Genomic DNA, 12,169 nt, shown 5'->3' on the forward strand with positions numbered 1-12,169 from the left:
CGAGACCGCATCCCTGCGGTCTCGTCCGGGCCTCTCTATCTCGCGGGTCTGCCCTCTCTATCTCGCGGTCAGCCCTTCTTGCGCGGCGTGGTGACGTCCACCGTCATCACGCCGTTCTTCGAGTTCACCGACTTCACGGCGATCTTCGTGCCCGTGCCGCCGACGATGACCGAGCCGCCCGGGTTGGACTCGTCGTAGTACGCGTACGGGTCCTTGTCGTTGAAGACGCTCTCCGCCTTCTCCTTCCACGTCCGCAGCGTCGTCATGCCCGCCGCGGTCTCCCGGTGCAGGGTGAACGCGTCGGACTTGCCGAGGCCGAACGTCGCGTCGAACGACTGGATGCGGTTGCGGGCGAGCGCGCCGTCCGACCACCGCAGCGCCTGCGGGTTCGCGTCGACCGGCAGGGCCTGCCCGCCGCCCGGGTGCTGCGACGTGTTGTTGTCGCCGTAGAAGCTGTTCGCGTACCAGACCAGCAGGCCGTCCTGGTACGGGAAGTGCTCCACGGTGTTCGGCTTCGAGAGCGTCCAGCCGAAGTTGTACGGCCCGGTCTGCAGGGTCGTGTCGTAACCGGTGTACTGCCGGTTCTCCGCCACGTAGTAGTGCGAGTACTCGACCTCGTACGTGCCGTCCGCCCCGATGACGTGGAAGCCGTCGTTCGTCCAGTCCCCGAACCCGTCGGAGAAGTCCTCGGTCAGCGCGTCGCCGACGGCGACGTCGTCGACCATGAAGCCCGTGAGGTTCAGGCCGCCGTCGCTCTGGTAGCGGAACCGGACCTGGGCGTCCTGGCCGGCGTGGTCGGCGAGGTCGGCGGTGAGATCCACCCACTTCTTGCCGGAGTCGCCCGAGATGCCGCCGTTCGCGTCCTCGTCGGAGAGGTTCGTCGCCAGCGGTTCCCAGGTGTCGCCGCCGTCGGTCGAGACGTCCGCGAAGGCGTGGTCGTAGCCGGGCTCGATCTCGTACTGCACCTTGGCCGTGAGCGAGGCGCCGTCGGGCACGGTGAACGACGGCGACGTGAGCGTGTAGTTCGCGTTGCTGCCGGTGCCCGAGTAGGCGAACTCCCCGTCGTAGGGGTCGACGCCGAGGTCGACGTCCTTGACGCCGTCCGGCAGGTTCACGACGACGGCCTGCGAGTTCGTCGTGGCGTGGTACGACGGGCCGAGCTTGACCGTGGCGCGCTCGCCCTGGTCGACGGTGGCGTAGTCGAGCCAGCCCAGGAACATCTTCTCCGTGGCGCCCATGTGGTTCGGCGTGGTGCCGATGGTGCCGTCGCCGTGGCCGAGCCACGAGCCGGAGCTCATGAGGGTCCAGAAGGCGGTGCCGTTCTCGCCGCCCTCGGTGTCGTAGTAGTCGGGCAGGCCGAGGTCGTGGCCGAACTCGTGCGCGAAGACGCCGAGCCCGCCGTTCTCCGGCTCCGTCGTGTAGTCACGGATCCAGAGGTCGGAGTCGCCGATCTTGATGCCGCCGACCTTCGGGAACGCGGCCGGGCCGTCGGTGCCCAGCGGGTTGACCGCCCACCGGTGCGACCAGATGGCCGACGTGGGTGCACCGGCCTCCTCGCCCTCGCCCGCGTGGATCGCCTGGAAGTGGTCGATGTAGCCGTCGGGCTCGTCGAAGATCCCGTCGCCGTCGATGTCGTAACGGTCCCAGACGTCGAACGACTGCAGGTACTCGTCGATCTCCTCGGCCGTCTTGCCCTGCGCGACCTGATCGGCGTACCAGGCGTCGGCCGAGTCCTGCACGAAGCGCGTCATGTCCTTGTTCGACTCGGTCTCCCCGTACGACGCGGAGTTGTACGGCACGGTCACCCAGTCGGACACGTCGCCCTGCAGGTCGAACCGGCCGGAGGACATCTCGTCGTAGACGCCGGCGAACGACTCGCCGTCCTGGTCCTCCAGCCCGGTGAAGAACATCTCCTTGTAGTGCTCCTGGGAGAAGTCGTCCTCCCAGTAGGTGGAGTTGTCGCTGCGCGTGGGCTCCGGGATCTCGTTGTGCTGCGGCCCGGACTGCGGCGCGTCGGGGAAGCGCGGGTCGGCCTGGTCGCCGAAGTCGACCAGGAAGGTCAGCAGCTGCGCCGTCTGCTCGGTCTCGTACTCGACCCACTGGTTCTTGCCGACCTTCACCGACTTCGACGTGTGGGCGCCCTTGCCCCGCGTCTGCACGGTGGCGTCACCCATGGCGACGCGGTCGACGGCCTCCTGCTTGAGCGCGGTGCGCTTCTCGGCCAGCGGGTCGGGACGGTCGTCCTCCTTGACGTGTGCCGCGGGGTCGTTCGGTGGGGCGTCCGCCGCGGGCGCCGAGGACGCCGACGCGGCGAGGCCGGGGGCGAGGACGGCGGCGGCCAGCAGGGCTCCCGCTGCGCCGAACGCGCTCGTGGTGCGTGCTCTCACGGTTTTTCCTCCAGGGGTGTCGGAGCGACCCGGTCGCGGTGGCCGGGCACCGTCGTGCCGTGGCGCGTCGGTGCGCTCGGCAAACTGTGGCGGGGCACACATAACCACTTCCAGGTTTCACCCGCGAGACGAACAGAGAACGTCTCGCCGACCAGGGGGAACGGAGTCAGCCCGCGGCGTCGTACGCCTCGCGCACCCAGGCGGCGACCTCGTCGTCCAGCTCGGCCGGGTCGCGGACCTCGACGTGGTGCGTCCACGCCGTCGACGTCGCGTGTGCCACCTGCTCGATCCGCGGTGAGCGGTCCTCGCGGGCGAGGACGAAGGAGACGACGGCGGGCGCGTCGACGTGGTCGCGCACCCCCACCCACGGCGGCCAGACGAACGCGAAGCCGCGGCGGCGCCGGAACGCGACCTGCGTCTTCGTGGTGCGCGTCGTGACGTCGTCGCCGGTCACCTCCGCGACGAGCGTCGCGAACGCCCGGCAGATCGTCAGGCCCGTGGGGGAGTGCGCGAACAGGTCCTCGGGGGTGGACGGCGTGGCGGGCGTCGGCACGGGTCGCGCTCCTCTCGGGCGGGTGGTCAGCGCACGAAGTAGGGGGCTCCGGAGCCGGTAGCGAGCCAGCCGAGGGCGTGGCCGACGCGTTCGGCGGACGAGGGGGCGAGGTCCGCGGGGACGTCGTCGGGCGCGAACCACGCGACGTCGGTGGACTCGTCGTCGGCGACGTGCGCCCGCGCGGCCGCGGCGGGACTCGCCGCCCGGCACAGGAAGCACAGGTCGAGGTACTGCGAGCGATCGCCGTTCGGGTACTCGACCGGCGGGGTGACGGTGACCGCCACGAGCGCGTCGACCACGACGTCGACGCCCGTCTCCTCGAGCACCTCGCGGGCCAGCCCGACGGCCGGGTCCTCGCCCGGCTCGAGGATCCCGGACACCACCGCCCACAGGCCGTTGTCGGCGCGGCGGCCGAGCAGCAGCCGACCGTCGTCGTCGAGCACGACGGCGGACACGCCCGGCAGCCACAGCAGGTCGTGGCCGACGTGGGAGCGCAGGGCGGAGACGAACTCGGGCACCGGCATGCGTCGACCCTACGAGGGTCTGCCCGGTGCTGCCGGGCCGGGCCGCCGGACCGGATGGTGGACGCGACTGGACGGGTGCGGGGAGGGCGACGTACCGTCGTCGCCGTGGACATCCGTTGGTATTGGCGCTTTACGCCGGCTCCGGTAGGGGCTCGGCGGGCTGACGCCTGACCGACACCACTTCACCGGAGCCAGCACAGGGCCTGGGACGCATCGTGCGTCCGGGCCCTTCGTCGTCAGACGGGCCGCTCCGGTCGGGCATGGACCACGGTTCGAGACGTCACGACGACGACGCCGAGCCCCACCCCGACCGCCCCGCCGCCGACACCCCCCAGGAGCCCCGCGTTGAGCACCGCCACCGGCACCACGCCCGCCACCACCGCCCGCACCGCGCCGTCTGAACTCGCGCCGTCCGATACCGGCCGGCCGCATACTGACCTGATGGCAGAGACCTCCGACCTGCGGGTCCGCGCGCTCGACCCGCTGCCCGCGCCGGGCGCCATGCGGGCGGAGCTGCCGCTCGGCACCCCGCGCAGCGACCTCGTCACGACGTCCCGCCGCGAGGTGCGCGACGTCCTGCGTGGCGAGGACGACCGCCTGCTCGTCATCGTCGGTCCGTGCTCCGTGCACGACCCGGCCGCCGCGCTGGACTACGCCCGACGTCTGGCGCCGGTGGCGCGCGAGCTGTCGGACGACCTGGTCGTCGTGATGCGGGTGTACTTCGAGAAGCCGCGCACCACGGTGGGCTGGAAGGGCCTCATCAACGACCCGCACCTGGACGGCTCCCACGACGTGCACCACGGGCTGCACCTGGCGCGCGAGGTGCTGCTGGGCGTGCTCGACGCGGGCGTGCCAGCCGCGTGCGAGTTCCTCGAGCCCACGAGCCCGCAGTACATCGCCGACGCCGTGACCTGGGGCGCGATCGGCGCGCGCAACGCGGAGTCGCAGGTGCACCGGCAGCTCGCGTCCGGCCTGTCGATGCCGGTCGGCTTCAAGAACGCGACCGACGGGGACGTGCAGATCGCCGTCGACGGGTGCATCACGGCGGCGAGCGAGCACACCTTCTTCGGGGCGGACGCGCAGGGGCGTGCGGCCGCGGTCGAGACGACCGGCAACCCGGACTGCCACGTCATCCTGCGCGGCGGGCGCGGTGGCCCGAACTACTCCGAGAAGGATGTCGCGGACGCGCTGGCGGTGGCGCGCACGTCCGGCCTCGGCGGGGCCGTGGAGGCGGGCGTCGTGGTGGACGCGTCGCACGGCAACTCCGGCAAGGACCACGTGCGCCAGGCCGAGGTGGTGCGGGAGCTCGCGGCGCGCGTCGCCGACGGCGAGCGGGACGTCACCGGCCTGATGATGGAGAGCTTCCTCGTGGCGGGCGCCCAGAAGCCGGGGCCGCTCGACGGCCTCGTCTACGGCCAGTCCGTCACCGACAAGTGCCTCGACTGGGACACCACGGCCGAGCTGCTCGGCACCCTCGCCGGGGCGGTGCGGCAGCGGCGCGAGGCCTGACGGCGACGCGTCGGACGACGAGCGTCCCTGCCGGTCAGGATTCACTTGCGGACTCCTGACCGGCAGGGACGCTCGCTCTTGGTGCGGGAAGGCGGGACGAGCGACGGGCCGTGACGCGCCGCACACGGGGCGGTCCCATCCGCGGAGCCGTCCGCACCGAACCCCTCACGTCCCGGAGGGTCCGGGACGGACACGCGAGGAGCCGATGGCGATCGAATCGGCCTGCCCGGTACGGCAGACTGTCGGGGTGCCACCCCCCACGACCGCCCGCGGTCCCGTCGACGACGCGCTGGTCGCGTGCGTGGACGGCGACCCCGCGTCGTTCGGGCCCGTCTACGACGCCCTCGCCCCCGTGGCCTACGGGACGTCGTTGGGCGTGCTCCGCGACCCCGACCACGCAGCCGAGGTGACCCAGGAGGTGATGGTGGAGGTGTGGCAGACCGCAGCGCGGTTCGACCCCGCCCGCGCGTCCGCCCGCACGTGGGTCGCGACGCTCGCGCGGCGTCGCGCCGTGGATCGGGTGCGCTCCGAGCAGTCCCGCCGCGACCGCGACCAGCGCGACCTGGACACCTCCGTGGCCGGGGCGCAGCGCGACGTCGTCGCGGAGGACGTGGAACGACGCCTCGAGGGCGCCGCCGTCCGGCGCTGCCTCGACGCCCTCACCGCCATGCAGCGGGAGGCCGTCGTCGAGGCTTACTACGGCGGCCGGACGTACCGGGAGGTGGCCGAGCAGCTCGGTGCGGCCCTCCCCACCGTGAAGAGCCGCATCCGTGACGGTCTCGGCCGGCTCCGCGACTGCCTGGGGGTGAACCGTGGCTGACACCGACGCGAACCGCGACGCGTGGGACCTGCTGCCCGCGTACGCGCTCGACGCGGTCGACGACCTCGAGCGCCGCGCCGTGGAGCGACTGCTGGAGTCCGACGCGGACGCGCGGCGCGCCCTCGACGAGTACCGCGACGTCGTCGCGGCGTTCGCCGTCGAGCAGGCGCCGCCGGTGCACGTCCGTGACGCCGTCCTGACCCGGGTCGCGCAGACGCCGCAGCGCCCGGCCGCCCCGAGCGCCCGCCCGGCCGCGGGCCCGGCGGGACGACGGTGGGTGCGGTATGCGGTCGCCGCCGCGGCGGTGGTCGCCGTCGCCGTGCCGACGACGATCGCCGTGCAGGAGCACCGCGCAGGGCTCCAGGTGGAGGCGCAGCTCGACCGCGTCGCCGAGATGCTGGCCGACCCCGACGCGCAGCTCCTGACCTCGCCCGTGGCGGGCGGCGGCGCGGCGTCCGTGCTGGCCGCCGGCGACGACTTCCTGTTCACCGCGAGCGACCTGCCCGGGCCGGGCGAGGGGAAGGACTACCAGCTCTGGGTGGTGGGCTCCGAGGGCGACGTCGCCCCGGCCGGCGTGCTCCAGGCGTCCGGCGGCCGCGTCGAGCACCTGGTCCAGGACGTCCCGGGCGTCGGGGTCGCCGTGACCGTCGAGCCCGACGGCGGGTCCGAGCAGCCGACGACCGACCCGATCGTCGTGCTGGCGGAGGGTTAGGACGCGTCCGAGCCCTGCCAGGTCGTGCGCGACGGACCCGGGTACGGCGCGCCGGCTGCGGGTCCCGATCGAGGACCTCCTGACGAGCTGACCGGTCGACGGCACGGTCCCCGCGGCCCGCCCGGAACGTGGACCAGCCCGCCTCGGGACGAGTCGAGGCGGGCCGGTCGGTCCCGGGGTGGGCCGGGCACCCCCCTGCGGTGCCCGGCCGGATACGGGTCACATCGGCGGCATCAGCACCGAGTCGACCAGGTAGACGGTGGCGTTCTGGGTCATCACGCCGCCGCAGACGACGTTGGCGTCGTTGACCTTGAGCTCGTCGCCCTCGCCGGTGACCTCGAGGGTGTCGCCCTGGACGGTCTCGTGCTCGCCGGCGATGTCCTCGGGCAGGATCTGGCCGGGCACCACGTGGTAGGTGAGCACCGTGGTCAGGAGGTCGGCGTCCGTCGCCAGGGTGTCGAGCGTCTCCTTGTCGACCTTGCCGAACGCGTCGTCGACCGGCGCGAACACGGTGAACTCGCCGCCGTTGAGGGTGTCGACCAGGTCGACGTCGGGGTTGAGCTCGCCGCTGACGGCCTTCGTCAGCGTGGTGAGCATCGGGTTGTTGGACGCGGCGACGGCGACCGGGTCGGTCGACATGCCCGTGATGGAGCCGGCGCCGTCGGGCACCTGCTCGGCGTAGGCGTCGCAGCCGGGGCCGACGAGGTTCGCGGCCGGGTCGGCGGACATGTCCTCGCTCATCTCGTCCGACGGCTCGTCGGAGGCCATCGGCGACTCCTCGGTCATCGTCTCCTCGGAGCCGGACCCGGCGTCGGAGCCGGAGTCGGACGAACAGGCGGCGAGCCCCAGCAGGGCCAGGGTGGCGAAGCCGGCGGCGGCGGTGCGGGTGCGAGTGCGGACGTTCATCGTTCTCTCTCCTTGCGTCGTCGCCCCTCCGGTCCGGGGCGCTCGACGGGGGTTCGGAGCGGGCGCCGCGCCGGATGGGTGTCGTCTGCGATCCCATCCGCCGGCCCCGCGGTTCCGAACGACGGTCATGGAGACCTTGGTCCTGATCGGCCTGCTCGGTGGCCTCATCACCGGCATCTCGCCGTGCATCCTGCCGATGCTCCCGGTGATCTTCTTCGCCGGCGGGGTGCAGGGCGCGCGCGAACCGGCGCTGCGGTTCGACGTGCCGACGGCGGTCCGCACCGGCGCGGGCGGGCAGGTCGAGACGGGCGTCGCGCCGACGGGCGGGGGAGCCGCCGTCGACCTGACGGAGCGGCCCGCCCGCGCCGCCCGTGCGCGGTCGTGGCGCCCCTACCTCGTGATCGCCGGCCTGGTGCTGAGCTTCAGCGCGATGACGCTGCTGGGCTCGCTGGTCCTGGGCGCCCTCGGGCTGCCGCAGGACCTGCTGCGCTGGGTCGGCATCGTGCTGCTCGCGGCCCTCGGGGTCGGGATGATCGTGCCGCGGTTCGAGGAGGTGCTGGAGCGCCCCTTCCTGAGGCTCGCGTCGCTGGGGTCGCGCCGCGCGGCCGGCCAGGACCGGGGCGCGTTCCTGCTCGGCCTCGGGCTCGGGGTGCTCTACGTCCCGTGCGCCGGACCGGTGCTGGCGGCCATCACGGTCGCGGGCGCGACGGGCGACATCGGGCCGGGGACGGTGGTCCTCACGGTGTCGTTCGCCGTCGGCGCCGCGATCCCGCTGCTCGTCTTCGCGCTGGCCGGGCGCCGGGTCGCGGAGCGGGTGTCGGCCTTCCGCCGCCACCAGCGCGGTATCCGCGTCACGGGCGGTGTCGTCGTCATCCTGCTCGCGGGGGCCCTGGCGCTGAATCTTCCGCAGCAGCTGCAGCGCGCCCTGCCCGACTACACGGGTGCGCTGCAGCAGCGGGTGGACGAGAACGCGTCCGTGCAGGACGCGCTGGACCTGGGCGGGATCGTCACCGACGCCAACCGGGAGCTGTCGAACTGCTCCAACGGGTCGACAGAGCTCGCCGACTGCGGGACGGCGCCGCCGCTCACGGGCATCACGCACTGGCTCAACACCGAGGACGGGGCCCCCGTCGACCTCGCGGACCTGCGCGGCAAGGTCGTGCTGATCGACTTCTGGACCTACTCCTGCATCAACTGCCAGCGCGCCATCCCGCACGTGAGCGCCTGGTACGACGCGTACGAGGACGCCGGTCTCGAGGTCATCGGGGTGCACACGCCGGAGTTCGCCTTCGAGCGCGAGACACGCAACGTCGTCGCCGGCGCCCGCGACCTGGGCGTCGAGTACCCGATCGCGCAGGACAACTCCTACTCCACGTGGACGACGTACCGGAACCGGTACTGGCCGGCGGAGTACCTGATCGACGCCGAGGGCACCGTCCGCTACATCAAGCACGGCGAGGGCGGCTACGACGTCACCGAGCAGCACGTCCGCGACCTGTTGCGCGCCGCCGACCCGGACGTCGAGCTGCCGCCCGCGACCGACGTCGCGGACACGACGCCCGGCGGGGAGACGACGCCGGAGACCTACCTCGCCCTCAACAAGGTGTTCAACTACTCGGGCTCGCCCGAGTACGGCTCCGGCCGGGAGGTGTTCGCCCACCCGGACGACCAGCCGCGGGACACCTTCTCCCTCGGCGGCACGTGGGACGTCGACTTCCAGGGGGCGACCGCAGCCTCCGACGACGCGACCCTGCGGCTCGCGTACCGCTCGACCGACGTGTTCAGCGTCCTCGGCGGCGAGGGGACGGTCACCGCCCGCGTGCTCGCCGACGACGGCAGCGTCCGCGCCGAGCGTGAGATCGACGTGGCCGGCAACCCGACGCTGTACGACGTGCTGCGCGGCGACGGACCGACCGACGGGATCGTGGAGCTCGACGTGCCCGACGGCGTCGCCGTCTACACCTTCACCTTCGGCTGAGGACGGCACGAAGTCGGTGCGAGCGGGTGAAAAACAGGTCCTGCGGTTCGCTGAGGCGACGGGATCCGCTACCTTTCGGTCGGACTTGTCCGGGATGATACGGTCCGGGCGACCTGCACGGGTCGCGTCGAGGACGACGAACGGTGGTCAACGGTGGTTCGACGACGTCAGCTCCTGGCAGCGCTCGCCCTTGCTGGACTCGTGCTGACAGGAGGCGCCACGACGGCGACGGCCTCACCCGGTGCCGCACCACGGCTCGAGACGACGGAGGTCCCGAGCGGGCGGGTGGTCCTCGAGTCCGGCCCGCGCGCGTGGACGGCGCTGCGCAGCGGCGCCCCGACCAGCACGGCCGGCGTCGGGTTCGACGGCGACCGGGTCGTCGGGCGGTGCGTCGGCGAGGGCGGGCGGGGCTGCCCTGCGCGGGGGGTGCAGCGTGTGGCCTACGACTTCGGGGACCTCGGCGACCCGGCCGCGCTGGCCGACGGAGTGCTGGTCGCCGCGACGCTGTCGCTCCCGGTGGGCCGCGACCAGGCGTGCGGGGTCGACGACGTCCGGGTGCACGCGGTCCCGGCCGTGACCGCGGCGACCACGTGGGCCGCCTCGACACCCGGTTGGCGTTCGACGGGCGCGGACCTGAAGGGCGCGGGGTGCGGCGGCGACCGGCGCGTCGAGGTCGACGTCACCCGGGCCGTGGGGCAGGCCGTGCGCTCCGGCGACCCGCTGGCGTTCGGCCTCGCCGCGGACGAGGACTGTCGGGGCTGCGGCCGGGCGGCCTTCGGCCCCGACGCGACCCTGACCGTCGAGCTGCGGGCGACGGACACCGTCGTCGCGCTGGGCACGATGCGGCCGGAGACGTCGTGCGCGGCGGGCGACGACCGCCCGGCGGTCCGCTCGACGACCCCGACCCTGGTGGCCGAGCTCTCCAACGCGCGCGAGCCGTTCCCGTCCTCGATGAGCGCCGAGTTCGCCGTGCGCGACCTCGCGACGGGCGACGAGCTGTGGCGGTCGGCCCCGACCACGCCGCAGGCGTCCGGGGCGACCCACTCCGTCAAGGTCCCGGACGGCGTCCTCGCCGAGGGCGGGACGTACGGGTGGTCGGCGCAGGCGGTGCTGCCGAGCGGCGGCCTCACGGAGCCGGTCGGCTGCGAGCTGAGCGTGGACGTGTCGGCCCCCGGCGAGACCGTCGTCACGCCGGTCGAGGGGTACCCCGCCGTCTACCTCGAGGACCGGACCGCGGGCGGGGTCGGGATGACCGGCGGGTTCCGGTTCGACGTGCCGGGCTCCGACGACGTGGCCTACGTGCAGTACTCGACCGTGGGTGACGCCCTGTTCGACCGCGCACAGCCGGGGGAGGTCGTCGAGCTCACGCCGAGCTATGCCGGCCCGACCATCCTGTACGCCCAGGCGGTGGACGCCGCGGGGAACGTGGGCCCGCGGCGGGAGTACCGGTTCGTGGTCGCGTACCCCGTGGCACGCGGTGCGACCTGGTGGTTCGACGAGCTCGCGGGGACGACGGCGGGCAGCACCCTCGGCGGCGGCAACGCGCTCACCCTGTCCGGCACGGACCTGTGGTCGCCCGGTCCCTGGGGCGTCCCGGGCGACGGCGCGCTGACCTTCGACGCCGACTCCGACGTGGCGGCGACCGACGGCGCCGTCGTCGACGCGGCGGGCAACGTCACCGTGGCGGCGTTCGTGCGGCCCGACGCCGACGGCGTCACCGCGTCCGTCGTCACGCAGGGGGATGACGGACGGCCGGGCTTCACGCTCGGCACCGTCGCCGACGACTCCTGCACGTCGGCGACCGGCACCTGCTGGGCGTTCTCGGTCGCCACCGGCGACGGCGGAACGTCGACGACCGCGGTGTCCGGCGTTGCCCCCGAGCCCGGCAGCTGGGTCTTCCTCGCGGGGACGCGGAACGCCGCGACGGGCGCCGTCGACCTGTGGACCTGCTCCCTCACCGGGATGGGGGCGCCCGTACGGTCCGGTCGGGCGCAGGCGGGGCCGCTCACGGCCGCGCCGTCCGGGCCGGTCACCGTCGGCGGCGGCGCCTGGCGCGGCGCCGTGGACGGCGTCCGCGTGCTCGACTCCGTGCAGGACGAGTCGAAGATCCGGCGCTGGTGCTTCGGGGCGATGTGAGCACGCGGCGGGTCCGGCGTTCGACCGTCGCGGTCGTCGGCGCGGCGGTGCTGGCGGCCGCGGCCCTCGGCGGGTGGTGGGGACTGTCGGCGAGCGCGGGCGTGGAGCTCGGGTCGGTGTCCTCGACGGGTGCCGGATTCACGGACGAGTGCACGTACCCCGACGAGGGCCTCTGGGCGCTCTTCGCCGCGGACCAGGACGTCGCCGTCGTGCAGACCGTCCGCAACGACGCGCGCTGGCCGATCACCGTGACGAGCCTGCTGCCCGACGTCTTCCGGTTCGGCGCCGTGGCAGCCGACCCGCGGGACGACTACGGGTTCCGCGACCCGGCGGACGGCCCCCCGCCCGAGGCGGACACCACCGCCGAGGTCGAGATCCCGCCCGGGCGTGAGGTGGCCATGTGGGTCGTGGGGCCGTGGGGCCCCATGGACGCGGACATGCGGTACGGCGCCGCGGCCAGCAGCCGCACGGGGATCGAGCACGCGCCGCTCCGCGTCCGGTCGCTCGGGATCGCCCGGGAGTCGGATCTCCAGCTCGGCCACATGCTGTGGATCAGCGACCTCGATCTCGGGTCCGACCAGTTCCGGGCCGAGGTCGCGGAGCTGTGCGGGGACTGAGCCCACCACCCCGCCTGGCGGGCCGCG

The 12,169-nt window shown here is 73.6% G+C and carries 10 protein-coding genes; 6 read left to right on the plus strand and 4 right to left on the minus strand.

Annotation, left to right across the window (positions count from 1 at the left end; translation table 11 throughout):
- Nucleotides 1–68: 68 nt before the first annotated feature.
- The 3 genes from ACFCZN_RS17835 to ACFCZN_RS17845 all read right to left on the minus strand — a co-directional run bounded on the left by ACFCZN_RS17835 (nucleotide 69) and on the right by ACFCZN_RS17845 (nucleotide 3,464).
- Complete coding sequence (locus tag ACFCZN_RS17835) at nucleotides 69–2,387, minus strand: immune inhibitor A domain-containing protein (RefSeq protein ID WP_429766643.1); 2,319 nt, start codon at nucleotides 2,385–2,387, stop codon at nucleotides 69–71.
- Nucleotides 2,388–2,553: 166 nt separating this feature from the next.
- On the minus strand, nucleotides 2,554–2,940 hold the full coding sequence (locus tag ACFCZN_RS17840; protein WP_429766645.1) for a DUF5655 domain-containing protein: 387 nt from the start codon (nucleotides 2,938–2,940) through the stop codon (nucleotides 2,554–2,556).
- Nucleotides 2,941–2,966: 26 nt separating this feature from the next.
- Nucleotides 2,967–3,464 (minus strand): NUDIX hydrolase, encoded by a 498-nt coding sequence (locus ACFCZN_RS17845; protein ID WP_429766646.1) that lies wholly within the window; start codon nucleotides 3,462–3,464, stop codon nucleotides 2,967–2,969.
- Nucleotides 3,465–3,905: 441 nt separating this feature from the next.
- On the opposite strand from ACFCZN_RS17845, the gene ACFCZN_RS17850 reads away from it, so the two are divergent.
- From ACFCZN_RS17850 to ACFCZN_RS17860, 3 genes are all read left to right on the plus strand, one after another.
- Nucleotides 3,906–4,973 (plus strand): 3-deoxy-7-phosphoheptulonate synthase, encoded by a 1,068-nt coding sequence (locus ACFCZN_RS17850; RefSeq protein ID WP_429766648.1) that lies wholly within the window; start codon nucleotides 3,906–3,908, stop codon nucleotides 4,971–4,973.
- A gap of 247 nt (nucleotides 4,974–5,220) precedes the next feature.
- On the plus strand, nucleotides 5,221–5,793 hold the full coding sequence (locus ACFCZN_RS17855) for a sigma-70 family RNA polymerase sigma factor (protein ID WP_430557636.1): 573 nt from the start codon (nucleotides 5,221–5,223) through the stop codon (nucleotides 5,791–5,793).
- A complete protein-coding gene (locus ACFCZN_RS17860; RefSeq protein ID WP_430557637.1) occupies nucleotides 5,786–6,505 on the plus strand; it encodes an anti-sigma factor domain-containing protein in 720 nt (239 codons plus the stop codon). Before ACFCZN_RS17855 ends, ACFCZN_RS17860 begins: the two co-directional genes overlap by 8 nt.
- Before the next feature lie 219 nt (nucleotides 6,506–6,724).
- Here the strand turns inward: ACFCZN_RS17860 and ACFCZN_RS17865 are convergent, their stop codons facing one another.
- Nucleotides 6,725–7,411, minus strand: a complete 687-nt coding sequence (locus ACFCZN_RS17865) for a fasciclin domain-containing protein (protein WP_429766653.1) — start codon at nucleotides 7,409–7,411, stop codon at nucleotides 6,725–6,727.
- Nucleotides 7,412–7,538: 127 nt separating this feature from the next.
- Here ACFCZN_RS17865 and ACFCZN_RS17870 point away from each other — a divergent pair, with 127 nt between their 5' ends.
- The 3 genes from ACFCZN_RS17870 to ACFCZN_RS17880 all read left to right on the plus strand — a co-directional run bounded on the left by ACFCZN_RS17870 (nucleotide 7,539) and on the right by ACFCZN_RS17880 (nucleotide 12,142).
- Nucleotides 7,539–9,389, plus strand: coding sequence for a cytochrome c biogenesis protein DipZ (locus ACFCZN_RS17870; protein ID WP_430557638.1), 1,851 nt, complete (start codon nucleotides 7,539–7,541; stop codon nucleotides 9,387–9,389).
- A gap of 153 nt (nucleotides 9,390–9,542) precedes the next feature.
- Entirely contained in the window at nucleotides 9,543–11,525 is a 1,983-nt protein-coding gene (locus tag ACFCZN_RS17875) for a LamG-like jellyroll fold domain-containing protein (RefSeq protein ID WP_430557639.1), read from the plus strand.
- Nucleotides 11,522–12,142 carry a hypothetical protein gene (locus ACFCZN_RS17880; RefSeq protein ID WP_430557640.1) on the plus strand — a complete coding sequence of 207 codons (621 nt, stop codon included), beginning with the start codon at nucleotides 11,522–11,524 and terminating at the stop codon, nucleotides 12,140–12,142. The genes ACFCZN_RS17875 and ACFCZN_RS17880 overlap by 4 nt, the downstream gene beginning before the upstream one ends.
- Nucleotides 12,143–12,169: the final 27 nt, after the last annotated feature.

It is taken from the genome of Isoptericola sp. NPDC056134 (genome assembly GCF_042264825.1).
Taxonomy (GTDB): Bacteria; Actinomycetota; Actinomycetes; order Actinomycetales; family Cellulomonadaceae; genus Isoptericola; species Isoptericola nanjingensis.